Origin of the sequence: Kocuria gwangalliensis, from assembly GCF_039544365.1 — a bacterium.
Classification (GTDB): Bacteria; Actinomycetota; Actinomycetes; order Actinomycetales; family Micrococcaceae; genus Kocuria; species Kocuria gwangalliensis.
In genome coordinates, this window is record NZ_BAABLN010000028.1 from 1 (window position 1) to 20,718 (window position 20,718).

Annotated in this window: 12 protein-coding genes; all 12 read right to left on the reverse strand. The window is 59.1% G+C overall.

Going from position 1 to position 20,718, the window contains the following annotated elements; translation table 11 throughout:
- Window positions 1-271 precede the first annotated feature (271 nt).
- Window positions 272-1,585: a hypothetical protein gene (locus ABEA06_RS08670; protein WP_345311211.1), complete on the reverse strand. Its 1,314-nt coding sequence runs from the start codon at window positions 1,583-1,585 to the stop codon at window positions 272-274.
- Between the two features lie 56 nt (window positions 1,586-1,641).
- Window positions 1,642-2,796: a hypothetical protein gene (locus tag ABEA06_RS08675; RefSeq protein WP_345311212.1), complete on the reverse strand. Its 1,155-nt coding sequence runs from the start codon at window positions 2,794-2,796 to the stop codon at window positions 1,642-1,644.
- A gap of 27 nt (window positions 2,797-2,823) precedes the next feature.
- Window positions 2,824-4,686: a heparinase II/III domain-containing protein gene (locus ABEA06_RS08680; protein WP_345311213.1), complete on the reverse strand. Its 1,863-nt coding sequence runs from the start codon at window positions 4,684-4,686 to the stop codon at window positions 2,824-2,826.
- A 2-nt stretch (window positions 4,687-4,688) separates the two neighbouring features.
- Window positions 4,689-7,427 carry a glycosyltransferase gene (locus ABEA06_RS08685; protein WP_345311214.1) on the reverse strand — a complete coding sequence of 913 codons (2,739 nt, stop codon included), beginning with the start codon at window positions 7,425-7,427 and terminating at the stop codon, window positions 4,689-4,691.
- On the reverse strand, window positions 7,424-7,801 hold the full coding sequence (locus ABEA06_RS08690) for a hypothetical protein (protein ID WP_345311215.1): 378 nt from the start codon (window positions 7,799-7,801) through the stop codon (window positions 7,424-7,426). Before ABEA06_RS08690 ends, ABEA06_RS08685 begins: the two co-directional genes overlap by 4 nt.
- Window positions 7,798-12,156 (reverse strand): glycosyltransferase, encoded by a 4,359-nt coding sequence (locus ABEA06_RS08695; protein ID WP_345311216.1) that lies wholly within the window; start codon window positions 12,154-12,156, stop codon window positions 7,798-7,800. Before ABEA06_RS08695 ends, ABEA06_RS08690 begins: the two co-directional genes overlap by 4 nt.
- A gap of 270 nt (window positions 12,157-12,426) precedes the next feature.
- Complete coding sequence (wecC, locus tag ABEA06_RS08700) at window positions 12,427-13,674, reverse strand: UDP-N-acetyl-D-mannosamine dehydrogenase (protein ID WP_345311217.1); 1,248 nt, start codon at window positions 13,672-13,674, stop codon at window positions 12,427-12,429.
- A 91-nt stretch (window positions 13,675-13,765) separates the two neighbouring features.
- Window positions 13,766-15,655: a glycosyltransferase family protein gene (locus ABEA06_RS08705; RefSeq protein WP_425559514.1), complete on the reverse strand. Its 1,890-nt coding sequence runs from the start codon at window positions 15,653-15,655 to the stop codon at window positions 13,766-13,768.
- Entirely contained in the window at window positions 15,649-16,443 is a 795-nt protein-coding gene (locus ABEA06_RS08710) for an ABC transporter ATP-binding protein (protein ID WP_345311219.1), read from the reverse strand. The genes ABEA06_RS08705 and ABEA06_RS08710 overlap by 7 nt, the downstream gene beginning before the upstream one ends.
- A 94-nt stretch (window positions 16,444-16,537) precedes the next feature.
- Complete coding sequence (locus ABEA06_RS08715; RefSeq protein ID WP_345311220.1) at window positions 16,538-17,521, reverse strand: ABC transporter permease; 984 nt, start codon at window positions 17,519-17,521, stop codon at window positions 16,538-16,540.
- Window positions 17,518-19,347, reverse strand: a complete 1,830-nt coding sequence (locus ABEA06_RS08720) for a glycosyltransferase family 4 protein (protein WP_345311221.1) — start codon at window positions 19,345-19,347, stop codon at window positions 17,518-17,520. Before ABEA06_RS08720 ends, ABEA06_RS08715 begins: the two co-directional genes overlap by 4 nt.
- Entirely contained in the window at window positions 19,347-20,657 is a 1,311-nt protein-coding gene (locus tag ABEA06_RS08725; protein WP_345311222.1) for a glycosyltransferase family 4 protein, read from the reverse strand. Before ABEA06_RS08725 ends, ABEA06_RS08720 begins: the two co-directional genes overlap by 1 nt.
- Window positions 20,658-20,718: the final 61 nt, after the last annotated feature.

Below are 20,718 nucleotides of genomic sequence, written 5' to 3' on the forward strand. Positions count from 1 at the left end.
GTTCTTCCTGGCCATCCTTGGATTCTCGCTTCTCCCAGCATCGTGCTGGATTCCGCGTGTCCAAGATCAGGGGTCAAGCGCCTTATCCTTGAACGGATCAGCCAGCCAGTTAATTTTTCGCATATCGATTTGTGCCGAGGGATGATTGTCTATGTGGAGTGCACCCTCTAAAAGATCATTTGCGACTTGCAGATCGTTTCCACGATCTCGGAAAAGACCTCCTAGCATGTGTTGGCGTGCTATATCCGACCGATTTGATGAGTTCATGCCGTTATGCTCCATCTACGGAGTTCAATTCCGAATAAGACGAGACTTCTATTGTCTCAGATTTCAAAGGGTTTCCAAAACCATCTTGAACTAGAATTCTTACAATAATTTTCTTGTGATCTTTTATTGGCACCGTGTATTCATACAATCCGCTATTATATAGTTGCCGGTCGATGCGGCTTCCTTCGACGTAGGAAGCGAACCCCACGGATACTCCCCCATAATGAAGGGGGAGATCCTTCAGGGTAACAGTTATTTTGCGGCCTGACTCTTCAATGCGGATACGATCCGATATCCGCTTTCCCCAATGGTGAATAGCTCTGGGCCGGGTCAAAGGGGACCTTTGATTTACAGGGAAAACGCCAGTAGCCTCCATGATCTCAACTGAATCAAGAAGGGACCATTGCGGAGCTGATACCGATTTCAGAATCGTAAGAATGGCATCCTTGTGTGGCGCGGGATGTCCATTTCCGATTTCGGGGAACCAAATTACATGGTTTTCATCCTGCGCATACAACCCGTCTCCTAGACGTTTATAATTAAACGAATTGAGGTATGGGACGCAGTGTGAAATCACGTGCCAATCATTGTGATTCTGAAGGTATAAAATGCGTCGCGGCCTTTGATGCGGTAAAAATGCTTCTTGAATCGAGTAAATATAGTTATGACGGCGGAACTTGTTTCGAGCATATTTCTTCCAGTCATATTCATTCATCCGGCCAGCGATTTCCGGAAAACTATTTTTTACGTAATTTTTGACGTAACCGGCTGAATACTCGAGTACGTCAGTTTGCGCATTCCACACGAAGACCGAAGCGGCGCTACCAAGCATGTGGCCAAAGACCAGTGCAGCGAAGCCCCCTGCAGAGCCGCCCACCAGCCAAAGATTCTTCTGTACGCGTGAGAGCGGGCGGATGAGGCGAAAGATTTCCCGCTGGAGGTTGACCTGTGAGTTGCCCGCATACCAAGCGATTGAAGTATCTTTCGAGAGCCCGATCGATGGATCCGAGATAGCGACGAACGGCCATCCGGTATCATGAGCAATTCCGCGACCCGAAAGAAACGGTGGCACACGTTCGTCACGTTTAGTGACCGCACCATTGAATATGACGAGCGTAGGTTTGCTCGCTGGCCGATACGGGTCTCCGGACGTGAGGATGTCAAGATGAGTATCCCGCCCCGTGTCAATTACATGCAGCCCGTCTGGTTTTGCCGCTGCCGAAATGAACTGTGCGATGCTTTCCCACTCGTGTATTTTAACGCGATGGGCCTCATGATTACAGGCCTGAGGCTGGGGTGGAAGTGGATCACGATTCATTTTATTTTTCTCACATTCAATAATTCAATTGAACCAGTATAATTGCATTATGAACGTTAAACTACGTGCGTTTCCTCCCTGAGATAAATCCCGTCCATATTCTTGACAAACGCCTTAACGCTAACATTCTCTGGCGGTCCTTTAAAGGTCCCAGAGCCCTGCGTCCCGTATGCCCTCAAATCGATTCGTTTACCGTCTTGCAGCAGGTAAAAGCATATCTGGGAATCCTTTAGGTCCAGTGAATCGAAATTTGTAGAATATCGAATTGTACCATCGTTGCCCCGTGAAGCCATGACCTCGAGCTTTTTCCCAAAAGTGCCGAATTCTAGATTTTCGTCGAATTCTAGAGCTATTTCAGGCGGGGTTGATAGAAATGACTCAACGGAATTAACCTTGAAAGAGCCGTATGTCTCTGTCACATGATAATCTTTTCTATAATTTGAGAGATTATCTCCCCAGCGAAGGTAGACAAAGCCAGGTGCGTTATTCTTGACGTAGCGTAAGGTCGTGCCCCGTTCTAAAAGCCGTTGCGCCATGGTTTCGTCAAGAATTTCTGGCACGCCCCAAGGGGAAAGTGTAGCAACCGTAGCGGTTGTCGCATTTTCGACTGAATAGAACTTGTCGCCTGTTAGCGTTCGGCGCATTGATACTATGTCGACATCCACGCCCTCGTCGGTTACATAACCGATCATGCAGTTAATCGGGCCCAGGGCCAGGACGTCTGCGTCTGGGTATTGACGGTGGCCTGCACTGGCGACCCTGTGCAGTTCGCGTATGTGAGTCTTTAACCATAGATCGTCATCGTCGATTGCAACTCGGATGACGGAATGGTAGGACGGGAAATCTACGTGGAAGTGTGCGTTTTGAAATAGTCGGTCACGCTGAGGGGCGTGTTTATTTGGACTCTTAATTCGATCCACACCCTGCGCAGGAGGGTATCCACCTTTCGGATGGTGGTATTCCCAGATCCGTACCCTCATGTTGTTAGGCAGTTCTGTGCCGTCAACAATGGACCATGCATGGTCAATCCAGCGTCTTTTGTCGCTTGACATATAGATAGTAAATATGAGCTCGACGTGTTCGGGTAAATCCTGGGCCAGGACGCTTCGTAGAGTTGTGCGAAAACGCGTAAAATAGGTTTCCAGAATACCAGGGTCGAGTTCGTTATCGCAGAACATAGTCTCAACAATGAAAAGATCCGTTGCATTCATTTCAGCCGCCTATCCCAAGATTTTTATTCATGTTATATGTGGGAACGTCAACAATACGGTCTGTGATTTCACCTTTGGGGNCTTCTGCATGAGTTCGTTCCCCTGATAAAGATAAAAGGCGTAATGACCCGAGTGGTTTCCAGCAATCACGGTAATGACGTCGGTTCCGGGTTGCTTGATAGATACCTGTACTTCATCGTCGGATGATGTGACTATGGAGGGCTCTACAACACGAGGCGCCAAGAGTCCGTCTGAACATAAAATTGGGACAGGACGGTCCCACGTGGTTACGTCGGAAAGTGAGTCTTGAAGGACGTCAATTGCCTCTCGATCCCATTCTCCCACGAGGGTTGAGAACGCAGGGTTCGTGCCTGTCTCACGGAATCCCAAGAGATCCACAGGGGATTTCTTGCGCCAACCAGATGATGTCCATCCAGCTAGTGGTTGAGTTTGGCCCCTTCCCCGAGTCATCCGTGCTCTGCCGTTAATGCGAGTCACATGCTTTTGCTGCCCATTGGCTTCAAGGCGGAAGCCGACACTGAGTGGCAGGCTCGTTACAGCTCGGCCACAATGCCACTGTTGGACTGCAGTCACGGTCTCGTCTGCAGAGACCCTGTCCAGCACCAGAAGAAGTTTCCTGGATTTTAGGTAGATGACCCGTCGGTGAATTGAGGTTCCCTCATAGCCAGGGTCCCGGAATGACAGGTCTACGTACTGATCAGTGTCCTCGTGCGCTGATAATTCCACATTTGTGTCCTTGCGGTACGTTCGCCCGGGGATGATGATCGAGTTGTGCCCGGCCCGATCGGTCACGTAGGAGCGCATGGCACTCTTGCCGTAGTAGTACTTGCCGGTGTCATCGAGCCAATGCACGCCGTCGGACGCGTAGGTTACCGATCCTCCATCACGGTGGCCGTGGACCTTGTCCTGGCGTCCCCACGAGGCGGTAACGAAGGTCTCGTCCTTGTAGGGCCGATTTTCTCCCCAGCCACTCCTGATGAAGGCGTATCCCGCATCGTAGATGGCTGTGGTGCCGTCGGGTTTACGGCCTTTTTTTCCCTCGGTCACGGTAAATCGCGTATGCGGGTGATCCAGTTTCCTCGCATTTCCACCGTCAGTGTCACCGATGCGCGCAAACCTTCCTGAGGGTGCGGTCGCATGGGCCAAGAGTGTGGGGGCCAAGTCCAAGCGATGGGCCTGCTCCGGGCGAGGGATACCTTCGAGATCCAGGCGTGTGAGGGCATCGTTCCACCAGACGTAGTTCTGCAGGTGGTAGCTGATGGATCCTTCCTCATTGGCGCCCTGCTCGTCGTAGGCCGCATCCAACTGGTCCGTAAGTCGTTGCAGAGCGACATCCGTGACCTCCCGGTCCTCCAGCACCACTCCGAGCACAAACAGTCCCACGTGCTGGTGAAAACCATGGTTGCCGCGCTTGAGATGGCTTGGCTCCAAGAGCCAGTCCACATGATCCCGTAGCGAATTAATCAGCCAGGGTTGTTCTCCCACCACTGTCAGGCCGTGGCATAGTTCCATGGCGCGAATACCGTCACTCATGTCGATCCACGCCCACTTGGACGGGGCCGCGCCCGGTGGGTTTGTCTCAACCCAGGATCGCGCGTATTTTTCCCACAGCACGGCAGCGTCTTGATCCCCCAGTGCTCCGGCCCGCCGGAGTGGGTCCAGCCATCGCAGCATGTGGTACTGGAATTGCCAATTGTTATCGTCGAACGGATTTTCCCGCCACGTGGGATCATCGGGCAGTGTCCACGCCTGGTGCGGTGCCATGTGTAGGCGCCTCTTTTTCAACCGTGACACGAGTTCGGACTCGTTTTCAGCTGCGGTGAAGTGCGTTCCCAGGGCCTGCCGCCGGGCAGCTTCGATGCTGACCATTGCTACTCGCTTCCCTGACCACGCTGGGCGGTGTCGGCTTCGAGGTCCGCGGCGATATCCTCAGGCACCGGCTGCTTATCAATCGGGCGGATGAGCACGCGCAGGTGAGAATCCGGATTCCCGGGGTCCTTCCGGGCCAACCGCACGTCGTAAATCTCGCACAGTTCATCCAGTAGCGCGCGACATTCTGCCTTCTGCTCCGGTGACACGAACTTGTTGAACTTGTCCACCAACCACCCATTGAAGAACGGGTCCACACGCAAGCGGCAGTAGTCCTCAAAGAGGCCGTCCCGCTCGAGCCATTCCTTGCGGAATCGCTCCATCGGCAAGTACTTACGGAAAAACCCAGGGCCAACCGAGTTGATCATCGAGTTGGAGACCGCGCCGTAGTACACATGGATCGGCAATCGCACGGTCGCGATGCGGCGGGACCCGTGGAGCATTTGCTGGAATGCCAAAGAGTCCTGTCCCAGAGCGCCGATGGGCTGGTAGAGACCAATGGAGCGCAACCACTGCGTATCAGCTACGAGCGCCTGGATGCTCATGGGTTGAAAATTGGTCAGCGTTAAGGCGTCCTCCGGCACCATCAGACCCCCCACGACGTCCTCCGGTAGCGACTTCTCCAGCAGGGAGGCGTTGTGTACGTGCCGCCGCCAGGTGGACAGCTTGATCATGTCACCGATGGCAAACTGCACCTTGAGCTCTTTGACCTCGTCCAGCAGCACCCGGAAACCGTCGTTGACGGCTTCATTGTCCGGGTCCAGATACGTAAGGTAAGGCGCGGTCGCGAGTTTGAGCCCCTCATTACGGGGTCGTGATGCGCTTCCCGACCCACCCTTCTCGAAGAAGTGCGACTGAACGTTGGAGTACCGCTCGGCCAGTTCGCGCACCATCTGGGGCGTGTAGCCGTCCGTAGAGCCGTCGTCGATCAAGAGGATCTCCATGCGATCGAAGATCGTGGAGCGTTGCAGCGAACGGAAGCACTTTGAGACCAGGTGTTTGCCGTTGTTGTAAACGGGCACCACCACGGTGAGTTCCGGCTCGGTGGCTCCCGTCACCTCAATGCGTTCGGCACCTCGTGGACCTGCGCCGAACGGTGCAGTGCTATAGGCGTTGCCGGACACGCGACCGGTGTCCAGCCAACGCCCCAGGACGTCATCCTCGGTATTCGTTCGCAGGGCGCTTCGTGCCGAGGACACCGCTTGATCGACCAACTCGTGATCATCACCAGGCGTGATCACGGAATTAGTCTCGCTACCGTTCTTGGTGGCGATGTCCACGTCCGCGTAGCGGAACACGTTAAGTAGGTCTCGTACGTGCGCGCTGCTGTACTCGTGGTTATCCGCGACCGGCAGTACTACGTCGTACTGTTCCCGGCGAGACGTGATTTCTTCGGGAGTGAGTACGTCCGCCGGCACCGTCTGGCATGCCGCGACACGCCGCACATGCTTGAGGTCCGTTCCAGATACCGGGACGAGAGCCGTGCGTTCAGTCAAGGTAGCCACGGGCGCACCCACGGAGGCGAGCAATTGCGCCATGCGCTGCCACGCGGTGTCGTGTTCCCATACGCGACGCAGGCCGTCGGTTTGCGCTCGGTAGAGTTCGTCTCCCGACATGGAGTTCAGGACCAATGGAACCTCGGCCTGCTTGTCTATCAACTGGACCTCGGGGTACCGGTCGTTGACCGCCACAGAGTAATTGGACAGGACGAAAGCCCCCATGGCTTGCAATTCCACCGCGCGGTTCGCGTACATGGTGGTGGAGTTGGTGACCGAGTTCAGGTTGAGCTGCGCATCGACAATGCGCTGGATCTTCATGAGTGCGCGGTGTTCCACACCGGGGCCCACGTGGTCCATGTACTGCTGTGGGTAATGGTATTTGGGGTCGCCCAGCGTGGAGTTCCTGTCCACGATAAGCAAGTCGCGCCCGGCCTCCACAACGCCGTCGAAGAGTTTCTTGGCGGACGTTTGCCGGTGTGGGTATTTGTGGGACAACCAGGAGCCGGCAAACAGGATTTCCGGGCGCCTGACCCGCCGCGACCCCACTGGGTTGTGGAGCAGCGGGTTGACACCGAACGTCATGGATTCGACGTGCGATACATCCGGGCAGTCCGCGCGGTACTGGGGGATCATTTCCTCCGAGGACGTGAACACCACATCTGCGTCCCGTGCGACGGGTCTGAAGAGTGCGTAATTGGGCGGGTCCTCTTTGGAATAGAAGATCACGGGCACACCACGGGATTTGAACTCCGGGATGACCTGCGTGCGTAGAGGTCCCCAGTTGGACGTGGTGCCGTGCCAGTCCTCGAAGCGGCCGCGCCACGTGGAAGCCACGATCAGCACGTCCGATTCCGCCGCCACCTCTCGGTAGTTCTCGGGCGTCACATAGGTGATGCGCGCGGTGCCTTCGAACGTTTCGTAGAGGAACGTGTCCGCGATCATGGCGACGCGGGACGGATGCGGTTGGAGCACGCGGGTTCCGGCATGGTCCGGCAAGGTCCGGCCCAATTCCAGGAGATCTCGGACCTGTTCGGCGCGGCCGTTGTCTCTGAGGATCCGAGCGTAGTGCTCGGGATCAACACGCGGCGTCAGCCGGTCTGCATTGCCACGGGACATGTGAGTCTTGAACGAGCCGGAGCCGTACCAGCTTTCGTTCAACTTCATTTGCTGCCGTAGCTGCTCTAATTCAGCAATTCGGGAGCGCACATCGGCGCTGCGCAGTGCCACTTGCTGATCGTTCATCGCCATGACCTCACCGCTTTCCTCACACGCCACATACCGCTTTGAAGCTTTCCGAGCTTCGACCCGCGAAATTGGCGGACCTTTTGGTCTGCGGCTTCACATTGCTCGGCCAGTTGCGCCACTTGTTCCTGCAGCCGGCGCCGTTCGGACTCGAGCCACCAGATTTTCTTGGTCATGGACATTTTCTGCTCTTTGAGCTGTCGATCCCGGTTTTTGAGGTTCTCGAAGAACCGCAGTTCCTTCTCGTAGCTTTTTGTCAGTTCCTTGCTGAGAACCCGGATCTCGCGGGTCTGGGTCACCAGTAGCTCGCTCACGGTGTCCTCGACCGTGGGCTCTGGTTCGTGGTCTTCGTGGGTGGAGTTGGGGGGAATCATGCATGTGCTCCTCGTAGCCCTGGATTCAGGGTGATATCCAACTGGTCGAAGATGATGCGTTCATCGAACCGTTCTCTGGCAAATTGTGCGGCTCGCGCGGCGAAGGTGCGGCGTTCGTCCTCGTCGCGGCTCAACTGGAGGATTCGACGGGCCATGTGCTCCGGTGAGGGAACCAGCCACTCACGCGGATAAATCAAGTCAGCACCTGGCCAGTCCAAGGACACCGGGACTCCCCCGGAAGAGGCAACGTCCGGGAGCGTGAGATGGAAGGACTCATGATCACTCAGAGAAAGGCCGTAGCCGATGCCTCGATACCACTCGGCCATGTCAGCACCGTGGGGATCAAACGACACCACTTCTCGACCGTGACGGTCGTTCAAAGCAAGGGCGCGCTCGTAGCACTCGCCGTACCACGCCATTTCTTGCTCGCGCTTGAGCATCCAGGGGTAGTCCTCGGGTCGCTTCCCCTTGACCCGCAACGTGAACTCGGGATCCTCAGCCAGGATCGTCTCGAGAACACTGATCGCACGATCCAATCGCTTCATCTGCGGCACCATGCCCACGAACCCCAGCGTCTTAGCAGCCGTGGTGGTCTTCGTTTCGGCCAGGGATTCTGCGTGAACCATATTGGGGACCACACTTGTGATGGCTCGTGGAACACCGTGGCTCGCTATGGCGGCTTCGCGCATCAGCTCGCTGACAAAAATGTACTGGTCCACTGCCGCATGGTTGATCTTACGCAGATAGGGCCCGCGCAGTTCTTGCGCATGAACTCTCACCACCAGACGGTGGTTGTCACTCACATGCTGCGAATACCAGACCGCGTTGCCCAGGCCCCATTCGCAGAACACGGTGTCCGCTCGTGACAGCAGGTCACGGGACCGTTGCTCATCATGGTGGGCGTGGTTCTCCCACTGGTCTACTAGAACAGACACGCCGAGCTCACGTAGGTTCTCGATCCAAGACTCGGCGAACTTGAGATCGTGCCCGGCGATCAACACCGTTCCGAGTTGCTCAGGAGAAACCTTCGACGACGCCGCACGCACCAGTTCACCGGATGGCTCCACTTCACAGGGCACCGTGAGTGTCAGAGTATCCAGTTCGAGGGCCGAGAGAGCTGCTTCGACGGAGCGCCCGTGCAGTTCGGGCCTCGCCACGAGACCGGAGGTGGCAAGAACGTTCTGCCCCGGTACCGCGAAGTGTCTGGCATCCGCACCATCGGTGAATTCCTGCGAGGTCAGTTTTTGCCATGGTCCCCAGCGGGTAGCCTGCAGCAGATCCTCCGCCCACGTCCGGGACTGCTTGTCGGGTAGGCAACCCCAGAAATCGATGTCCTCAGGTATGGGTGACGAAGCAGAGAGCACTCGAATGTCGTGCTCTTCGAGACTGGACCGAGCGCCGTCGTCATCGACGGAAAGACGCACGGCGGCGGGCGCCACCGATTGACGGATGATGTCGCGAACGTGTCCCGGCGCGACATCGGCACCCCATGTGGGCAGCTCGAAACCTGCCACAGCGATTCCAGCCGTGCGCGCCAAGATCACGAGCGCGGTGTCCACCGTGTGGGCGCGCAGTACGGTGCGCAGTTGCAACCACACTTCGGAGAGGCGTTCCCGGGGATCCGAGGTCCAAGCGGACAACAGAGCCTTGAAATAGTACTCGTTGTTAGTGCACGGAATGGCACCGTCAAACGTCTCCGCGACACCGCGGCTCCAGCCGGAAAGTACGGCACCACCGCACGCAGCGATCTCCACGACCCTTCGGGAGTACATGCTGGGGGAATAAGCGACCGAGTTGACGTTCAAGCTGGCTGCATGTGCGCGGTAGCTGTCGATCACCTGGTCGTACGGCAACGCGCCGCGCACGGAGACTTTGAACTCGGACGGAAATTGGTAGGGCGAATCCGCATACGCAGCTTGCCGATCATAAATGGCCAGACCATATGGCTTTGCCGTTCGCAACAGGTTAGCCAACTGCTGGGAACGCTCCGCGTAGCGCTCGCCGTAGTACGTTCCCGCGTAGGAGACGGTGTTCTCGAGAGGCCGATTGCCGGGCAACGGATTATGAATAGCCGGCTGCGCGTAGAACGGCATGGAAGAGGCCGTCAAAGCCCGTCCCCCGCTCAGAGTGCGGGCCTGTGACAAATACTCCGGAATCATGTCGGCGTCCGTTGTGAACACGTGATCGCAAAGCGCGCCGGTGCGGCGGAATCGATTGATGTGGACCGGGTCTTCCTTGTTCCAAAAGACCGTGGGAACGTTCATTTCTTGGCAGCGCTTGAGAAGGTCACGAAACGTCTCGTGTTCCTCATCCGAGTAGTGGCCCACCTTCCGGTGCCACTGTCCCCCATTGCCGCTCCACGCGGACTCTATGAACACCAAGTCCAAATTCTCGGCCCGTATTTGCTCCGCGTAGGTCTCAAGGTCAAGTGGAACGATTGTGGCCGAGCGGTTCAATGTCTCTGTGGTGAACTCATCCGCAATGAGTCCGATGCGGAGATCCTTTACTGGTCGACCATTCGCTGCCAAGCGGTCGTAATTTTCAGACGCTGAGCGGTACGCCTCACGAACAGAGTCACCGAGATTTACCCACTGCCGCTCATCAACGACCCAAAGCCGTCCAGCTTGCCCCATGGCGATCCGCTCCTCCTGATTCTCAATCAGGCGCTGTAGGGCGTTCGCCAGGGATTTCGGGTCACCGGCCGCGCTGAGTATGCCTCGAGGGCCCACGTGAGTCCCTTGATCGGCACCGACGAGAATTCGGTGCGGAGAAACGTCCGAAAGCACCACGGGTTTCGATGCTGAGAAGGCCTCCAGGGGTTTAAGCGGTGAAACCATCTCCGTGACGGGCAGGCTCAGGCGGGGACAGGCCACGATGTCTATGCAGCTCATCACCCGGGGAATTTCGGTTGAGGGGCGGCGGCCCAGGAACCGAACTGCGCCTTGCAGGCGGTTCTTCTTCTGGTATTCCTTGAGGTCTTTGTAGACACCCCCCGCTCCCGCGAGGACCATTTGGAATTTGACCTTGCGCCCACGCAAGATATTTGCCGCCTGGAGCAATGAGTGAAGGCCTTCGTACTCCACAAAAGATCCAGCAAAGCCGATGACTGGTACGTCCGTGCGAATCTTGTGGCGTTTGGCGTATGCCTCATCACGGGGCAGCGGCAGGAACGCCCCGGTGTCGACTCCGTTGGGTAGCAATGAAATTCGATCTGCAGGGACACCTCTGCGGATCAGTTCTTCTCTGACCTCTTGGGTAATGGCCAGAACCGCATCTGCTTCTCGGGCCACCAGAGTTTCGAGGAATGCCTGGTTGGTGTAGCGCTCTGTCTCGTCCCACCCGGGTTTGGTGGAAGCCTCCGTAACCTCCCACAGGCCTCGCACCTCATACACGAACGGAAGTCCCAGACGCCTGGCCGCGATGAGGGCCGGTAGGGCATTGAGATAGTTCGACGCGGCGTGGATCAGGGAGGGCCGGGACAGCTTGGCCTGGCGCACCACGGCATCTGCCGCCACGTTAATGTATTCGTGCGGGCCCTGAGCAGAGATGTTTCCCTCGGGTAGGTGAACCCAATCCACATCGTGACTGGTAACCACATGTCGACGTCGACGGGGTTTGGCATCCGCGGTGGTGATGTCCCATGGATACCCGGCGCGTCCCAATACCGTGACGTCCGCACCAGAGGCCTTCAAACCCGAGACCACGCCTTCGGTCCGTACCGAGTACCCGTTGGAATGGAAAATAGGGGTGGAATAGGCGCAATACAGTACGCGTTTGTGTTCGGGGTGGTAGGCGGCGCCTCGTACGCGTTGAGGCACGAGCTGGTCAAGATTTTCCCTCAGAGCTACTGTGCCGAGAACTCGGTCGACCAGTTCACGTTGTCGTGAGTTCAGGTCACTGACGAGATCACGGTGGCCACGAATTAGTCGCTCCGCCCGGTCAATTTCACCCTCGCGGTACCACAATCTGTTGAGACAACCCGCCAACAGAGGTGCATCTGGATTCGCGTGGAAGGCGTCCAGCACTTCGCCGGTACCCATGTCCGAGATCAACCGTTCAGGGGCCCCGCCTAACCAAGACGCGTCGGGATCTTCGTCCGATGTCGGATCCATGTCGCGCGGGATGTCGGAGGATTCGTCCACTCGACTTTCCTCCACCTCCCGAGCTGCGGCAACCGGAGCCAGTACCTGATCCGAAGGAGGTTCCCCGTCATCACCACTCGTGGCCGTTTTTTCACTTCCGACTTCCGAGCCGGTAACAGGAATCGACGCCGTTGCTGCGGCTTTCCTGTACTGGGCGAGTTCCGTGACAAGATCGCGGTTTTCCTGCGCCAGGGCGCGATTCTGACGAGACACAGTTGCGAGTTTCGCCCTCTGCGCCTTCGCCTTCGCCTGCAGCCCCCGCATGGACGCATTGGCACGTTCCAGGGCATCAAATGTGGCTCGTGGTTCTCTCGCCGCTTGGGCGTACACGAGTTCTTTGAGGTGACGCGGATCGCGCCGTTCATCGGGATGCATCGGGGGGTGCTCCTGGGGGATTCACGCCGCGGTCCGGGGAAACCGCGGTAGGACTCAATGGCGCAACGGATAACGGCGATGGGCAGGTACCCACCGCCGTTCAGCGAATTACCGCCACAGACCCTTGGTGTCCACCACGGTCTTACCCTTCAGCGCGGTGGCCGGGATGGACTTGAACTCATCATGGTCCACCAGTAGCAGAACGACGTCCGCGCGATCGATGGCCTCCGCGTACTCGGCGAACTCCACGTTGGACATGCCCTGCAGTGCCTTGGGCAACTCACTCACGTTGGGCTCGACAGCCAACACGGTGGCGTGGTCCACGTGCTCGGCCAGGTCCTTGGTGATGTTGAGCGCGGGTGACTCGCGCAGGTCATCAATGTTCGGCTTGAACGCCAGACCCAGAGCGGCGATGACCGGAGAATCAATGTCCTTGACGGCCTCATCAACCTTGTTGATGACCCACTTGGGCTTACCATCGTTGACCTCACGAGCCGTACGAATGATGTTGGAGTTCTCGCGGTCAGAGGAGACGATGAACCAGGGATCCACGGCAATGCAGTGACCGCCCACACCGGGGCCGGGCTGCAGGATGTTCACGCGCGGGTGATGGTTGGCCAGCTCGATGAGCTCCCACACATTGATTCCAAGATTGTCGGAGATCAACGACAACTCATTGGCGAACGCAATGTTCACATCACGGAACGAATTCTCGGTGAGCTTGGCCATTTCGGCGGTCACGTCATCCGTCGCCAGCAACTCGCCCTCGCAGAAGGATGCGTAAACCTCCGTGGCGCGTCGCGCAGCTTCCGGAGTGCGGCCGCCAATGATGCGGTCGTTGCTGACGAGTTCCTCCATGGCCTTACCGGGGAGGATGCGCTCGGGGCAGTAGGCGAAGTGGATCACGGGCTTGCCGTCTGCGCCGTCGACGGAGAGATCCGGACGCAGTTCCAAGATCTTGGCCGCAAGCTTCTGGGTGGTCTTGGGCGGGGAGGTGGATTCCAGAATGACCACTTCGTCACCGCGCAGCTGGGGAGCAATCGACTCTGCTGCGGACATGATGTACGAGAGATCGCCCTCGTAGTTCTCCTTGAACGGAGTGGGAACGGCAATAACGAATGCGTTGCCCTGCTGCATCTCAGTGGACGCCGTTAGCTGCCCGCTGTCCACAGCCTTCTTGAGTTGTTCTTCCAACCCAGGTTCAACAATGGTGACTTCACCACGCTGGATGCGCTCGACGGCGGAAGCGTTAACATCTACACCGTGGACCCGCACTCCGTGATTGGCCATCACCACCGCGGTGGGGAGCCCAATGTAGCCGAGTCCGACAAAGACAACTTCCAGAGAATTACTCATTACCTCACCTTACTGAGACGATCACTGACCACACGGCAATGTCTGCCCGGTCAGGGGTTTTGCGCGTCTCGCACGTTTTGATCCATTGAAATCATACCGTCACATGGTTTGAGTTGTCCCCGAACATGACGACACTACCCGTGGCGAGGACACTCGCATCCGAAACTTGCCACGTGTGCCCATCGGACCCGCGCCGTTGCACGAAATTGAAACGGTCGGCCGAGTAGATCGAGAAGCCTGCTTCTACGGCCGCCGCCAGGAACGACGAATCTTCACCGGTACTCCGCCGTTGAAACGGGATCTGGTCAAAGACACGGCGGTAGCCCGTGATGGTGGGGCCCATGACAAAGTCCGTGTAGCGGTGCTCACGGTGGGCAAATCGATGCAGGGTCGCGTTCTGGGACTCCACGTACATGTAATGGGCCTGCTTCCCCACGATGTTCGCACCCGAGTACACCAGGGCGTCGAGCAGATCCGCGAGATATCGCGGCGCGTAGAAGTCGTCATCGTCCATCTTGGCCAGGACCTCGCCCGTGGACGCCTCAACCGCCAGGTTCAAGCACTCCCCGAGCGTCAACGCGGCATTGGCCGCAATGGTCGTGACGCGGTCAATGCCACTGACCGCTATTACATCCTTGATCTCTTCCGTGTTCGGGTCGAATCCATGCGCCACCAGCACAACATCCAGGTCGACACCCACCTGCGTGGCGAACCCATTGAGAGCCGACGCGACCCGATGGGGACGGTTGGTGCACAACAAGATCGAAACCGTTGGCCGGGTTCGCGGACGAACCTTGCCGGGGAGAACTCGTTGCAGAATCTGCTCCACGCGGTGCCCGTACGTGTGCTTGTTCCACACTTCCCGCTGCGCGCGATGGACCATCCGATCGGCAAGTTCTGGACTCCGCACGAGCGCCCGCACCACATCCGCCGCATGTTCGCGATCCTCCACCACGGCCAGCTGGTCCTCGGTGAAATACTCACGAATTGCGCGAGACGGAGTGCTGACAACGGGTGTGCCACTTGCGGTGATCTCGAAAATGCGCCGGGCGCACATGGAGGGTGAATCCACCACGGAGTTCACATTCAGGAAGACTCGATAGGCCTTGTAGGCGGTCAACATCTGGTCGTAGGTCAAAGAACCCACCACGCGCTGATCCAGCGGTGCTGAAAACTGGTAGCGCTCGTCCTCGCCAAGATAGCGGGAGAAAATTTCGAGCCCGGTCTCAAGCTTAGGACTCACATCGTTCGCGCCACCCAGGAGGAGATCCATTTGTTCCCGTCTTTCGGGGAACTTATGCGCAAAGTACATGCCACCAAAGGCGACATCTCGTTCATGGAAGCCATTCCTCGGTCGCGAGGGATTGTGGACGGCCGGCTGCGCCGCGAACGGTAGGACCGAGACGCGCTCATGACCGAGATCTCGATGGTAGTCGGGGATCTTGTTCACGTCGGTGGTGAAAACGTGGTCGAAGAGCCGCGCGCACTCCAGGAAGTCGCGGTAGTGGGGTGGATCTTCCTTGTTCCAGAACACGGTGGGGATCCCTTGTTCTTGGCAGTGCGCGACGAGCTCCTTTACGGGTTCTTTGACCCCGCTCGTTCCCGTGAGCTGGTACTGCCACTCGTCACCGTTGCCGTGCCAGGCGGACTCCACGAACAGGAGGTCCACCGGTTGCGCGGCAAGTTCCGACTTCCAGCCGTCTCGAGAAAGCGCGATCTGGTTCCACTCGTAATGGAAAGCCCGAGCAGAGAAGTCATCCAGGATTACGGCAACTGTGACGTCCGATCGAACCGGCTGACGGTCCGGCCATACCTGGGGTTCAAAACTAATGCTTTTCCGGAGTCCGCCGACCGCACCGGCTGAGGGCCCGGCGGGCAGGGACTCGCGCCTACGGTACTTGCGCCACTGCGATACTCCCCCGTTTCGGAGGTGCCAGATTTCGGTCCTGAGATCTCGTCGCGATCGTATGGGGGTCACCATTGCACCTCGCGGAGTTCGGTACGAACGAATTCGGATTGGAGTTGTTCCTTGCGTGCGCTCGCGGCCAGGTTATTGCCCGCCGCGAGGTCCTTCATGAAGGCCTCATACTCTGCGGTCACGGTCTCCGGGTCACCGTCCATCAAGAGATCACCCTGATCAAGCCACACCACTCTGGTGCACATATCCCGAATTTCGGACATGGAGTGCGAAACAAACATGACACAGCCGGCTTGCTCCCGAATTTCGGCCATGCGCTTTTGTCCTCGTTCACGGAACTGAGCGTCGCCGGTGGAGAGGGCCTCGTCCAGAATCAAAATATGGGGATCCGTGGCGGTGGCCACGGCGAAACGCAGACGTGCTGCCATACCGGACGAATAGGCCTTCATGGGCCAGTGGATAGCCTTTCCCAAGGCGGCTACCTCCACCAGGTCGGGGAGAATTTTGTCCACTCGATCCGGGTGCATGCCCTGGGCTAGACAACCCAGTCGAATGTTCTTTTCTCCTGAAAGCGCGGGCACCAGCGAAACATTGACTCCGAGCTTTACCGGGGTGTCCACCGAGTACACACGGCCCACTGTGGGATTCATCTGGCCGGCCACAATATTCATGAGGGTCGATTTCCCTGAGCCGTTACGTCCGATGAACCCCACGAACTCACCCTGGTGGATGGTCAACGCAATGTCGGTGAGTGCTTGATTCTTGACCACGGGAGGGCGGCCCAGGGCTTTGCGGCCCCAGCGAACCAATGAAGGAACTGGCACCTCTTCGCCACCCCCAGTGGACGTCACGTGGTAAACCATAGTCACGTTGTCGATGACCACAGCTGGGTTGTGGGGAGCTCGTCCATGACGACCAGCAGCGGACTCGGACGGCGAATGACGATTAACGCTCATCTGCGTAGCTCTCCTCATTACGCCAGAACATCAGAAATCCAAGGATGCACAGCACAATCGACGCCGATGCCAGGATGGTCCACGAGCTCAAGGGTGGAATCTCGGCACGAAGAACCAACGATCGACTGATTGACAACACTTGATACAGCGGATTGAAGTGGAACAAGGCAAGAATGCGCTCATCCTGTACAAATCTGGATGGTTCGTAGAAAATTCCCGAGGCGTACATCCACAGGCGCATGAAAAAGGCCATCAAATTTGAGACATCCGGGACCCTGTTCACCAGCGGAGCGAGAAGCATACCTAATCCCCAGTTAAAGATTGTCTGGAGGAGGAAAACCGGGATAAGGAGGACCCACGTCCAACTAATCGGTTCCAGCGGTGGGATCAAAAGCACCATGACGAGCATCGCGCCGATCGCCCACACTTGCGTCATGGCATCGCGAACCACGATCGACAGAGTAAGTGCCGCACGTGGAAACATGAACCCTTTAACGAGTGCCTTTCCGGACTGCATGGAACGTGACACCGCCACCACAGACCGAATGGAGTACGTGAACATGATGAGGCCCAGGAAAATGAACGCGACAAAATTGTCGATACCCCGTGAGGTGTCAAGCAACAGGCCGAATATTACATAGAACGTGAGCCCTAACAAGATTGGGTTCAGAACTATCCAGGCCTTGCCTAGAAGCGTGTGATCCTGGCTGACCGCCAACCGCACCCTGGCGTCGTACACGATGAAGTGCCGCGATCCCCACAGATCTCGCAGGTACTCCCCCAACGGTGGCCGAGCCCCGACTGCTTGAAGCTGGTTCGGATTGAAAGTCTCCACCTTTGCCCGGTGCGCGGTCTCGGGGCCCCGTGCAGTCTCAGGCGTGGCCCCGTCCACGCTGACTCGAGTGCTCCCGGTGTCGGGGGAACCGTCCCACGGAGCGGGCGATGCGGAGGCATCGGACGGCACGTTAGTCATGCGCTCGGCTCCTGAAGGTCTGCGACGTCGTCGACTAGTTGGGGGACATTTTCAGTCAATTCACCGTACCGCTTCACGGTCTCTTTTGCCGTCACCGCCCACGTGCGATTTTCCAGCGCCCAGTTGCGACCCGCGGTAGCAAGCCGCTGCCGGGTCTGCGGATCACGCGCCAACTCGACCAATGCGGCCGCCAATGACACCGAATCATCCGGCGGAATCAACAGACCGGTCTCACCATCGTGAATTACCTCACGCAACGCCGGCAGGTCACTGGCCACCACGGCGGTACGTGAGGCCAACGCCTCGACCGGCTTCAGCGGCGTCACCGCCCGCGTCACCGTGCGGTCCTTACGCGGCACCGTGAAGACATCGAGTGATCTGAAATACTCGACCGTTTCGGTTCGATCAACTCGTCCACAAAACCTCACGTGTTCCTGTAATCCCAGGTCGGAGACCAATTGTTGCAGGCCTGGCCGGGCCACGCCGTCACCCACGATCACCGCGAGGACGGACGGCACGCTGTCACGAGCAATGTGCACGGCACGCACCAAATCGTCCAGGCCCTCGTAGTCCACCACCGAGGTCACGGTTCCCACCAGGAACCTGTCCGCGGGTAACCCGGTACGACGCCGCGCGCTCGCCTTCTCCCCCGGCTCCTCCGTGAACGGCCCGCCCACGCCGTTGGGCGCCAGACGCACCGGCGAGGACGGGTTTCCACTGGTGGACCGAACGCGATCGGCCATGTGCGTCCCCAGGGTGACCACGTCATCGGCGGAGTTCAGCGCCTGGGCCTCCCGCGCCTGGAAGCGCTCGTAACGGGCGGATGTGAGGGCCGCGGGTGAGCGCGTGGCCGCCCACGTGTCCGCCAGCAGCCCGCGGACTTCGTAGACCCATGGAATCCTCAGCGCCCCCGCCACGGCGCGCACGGCCAACGCGTTCACGTAATGCGTGGTGGTGTGCAGGACAGCCGGGCGAACCCTGAGCGCGAGGGCCAAGAGGGCCTCCGCGTGCTGCTGCACCCGGCCCGTAACCGTGGGTGCCAGGTTGAACGGCATGATGCGGTGATACGGGATCCCGTCCACCACGTCGGTTCCCCGAGCCAGGATCTTGCCCACCTGCACGGGGTAACCGGGGCGGGTCACCGCGTGCACATCCCAGCCCTCGTCCCGAATGGCACTCAACAGGGAATGCGTCCGCTGGGCATAGCCGCTGGCCGTGTGGGGCAGGGAGTTGGTCACCGCGTACAGCACGGTGGCCGGTCGCGGGTGATAGCCGTCGATGCGTGGCAGAACCGGTGTGAACGACCCCAGCAGATCTCGCTCAGCGGCCAGCCGCGCCAGCAATGCACGCTCGCCACGGGTAGCAGTTCCGTGCCTCCGGGCCGACTCGAGCCCGCCGACGGCGCCGTCCACGTCACCGTGGTACCAGGCCACTCGCGCTCGGGTTGCCGCAGCGCCCCGAGTGGCGGCCGGTAACTCGGACAGCAGAGCCTCCGTCAGGGGTATCTCCCCCATGGTCAGCGCCACTTCAGCGCACCGGCGCCGAGCGGATGCGCCCGCGCACCGCGAGGCGGCTCGCAAGGTGGCGGCAGCGGCGTCGTCGTTGCCCAGGATGTGCAGGCCCGTCCCGCGGGCGGCCGGGAACGTGCCCGCCGGCAACCGGGACAATCCCGCGGCGACGGAGCGCACCACCCGCGAGGGCAGCCGCCGAGACACCTGCAGGCAGAACACCACGGGATCATCGGTCACGTGGTGAGCAATGGTCGAGGCGGTGACCCAGGCGTTGGTGGTGAGTTCCCGCGCGCGTTGCAGGGCGCGTCCCGCCATCAGGCAGACCTCCTGACCGAGCGGGCATTACGGGCCACCTTCACGGCCGCCCGGCCCACGCGAGCGATCCGGCGCCCGAGGGATTGTGGGGGGTGGGTTCGGTGCTCGTGGATCGTCTCGCGCAACAGCTCGCTGTACTGGCACGCGAGATCCGAGTACTCGGCGTTGTGCTGGACCCAGGCCCGGCCGGATCCGGCCGGTTGCAACCGCCCACGATCGGCCACCAGCCCCCGCCACAAATCGGCGATCTCCTGGGGCTTGCACCCCACGATGTCTCCCTCGCCGGCCTCCGTGAGGACATTGGCCGCCTCACCGCGCACAATACCGGTGATGTGCCTGCCAATGGCCAGCACCTCGTACGTCTTGGACGGAATGGTGTCCTCGAAGGACTTCCAGTCGTCGCGGAGCGAGATCACCAACGAATCCGCTTCCCGGTAGCGCTCGAACACGGCCTCCCGGTATTCCGGGGGCAGGAACCGAACGTTGACACCCAGGTCCATGGCCAGGCGACGCAACGCCGGCTTCTGGCTTCCGTGGCCCACGAACGTGAGGCGCATGTCCTCACCCACCAGCGCCGCGGCGCGAATGAGGACGTCCAGGGCCTGGGATTCGCCGTGGTTGCCCAGGTACAGAACCTCCAGCCGCTCCCGGTCGAACGGGGGTGCGTCCAAGTGTGGCGTGCGGTCCATGAGAATTCCGTTGCGCACGGTCACCACGTTGGCGACCCCGCGCTCGCGTAACGTGCGGGCGAAGCCCTCGGTCACGGTGACCACCAGATCCGCACGATTCTGCACGTACTCCACGGCACTGTTGATCACGGATTTTGAACCGCCGCGCACCAGGGAGGCGTCCTCGGCCAAATTGGGCCACGCATCCCGCATCTCCACCACCAGCGGCAGTCCCTTGAACCGGGCCACCAACAAGGCCGACCCCAGCAACGGCAACGACGGCGCCGTGACCACCACCGCGTCCTGGCGCCCGGTTGCAACGCCCCGCAAAACCGAACCGGCGGCACCAATCACTTGGTTGGCCAGTTTGAAGATCCTGTTGTCTCCCAGCAGCAGGTGCGGCACCCGGTAGATCCGCTCCCCCAGGAAGCCGTGCTGCACGCGCCAGGCGTGGCCCTTGGTGTCCGAATTGTAGTCCGGCCCCGGGCCGTAATGCGCCACCGGGGCCACCACGGACACCGCCCACCCCTGATCACACAGGGTGGTGATCAGGGACGTCCAGCGGCGTTGCGGTGGGGAGTGTTCCGGCCAGTAGGAACTGGTCAGGAGCAGGAGACGTAGCTCGGTGTCAGGGGGCTGCATGGGCCTCTCGCGGGGTCAAGAGGAAATGGGGGATGGCGTGGCTCGAGGGGGTTCGAGCGGG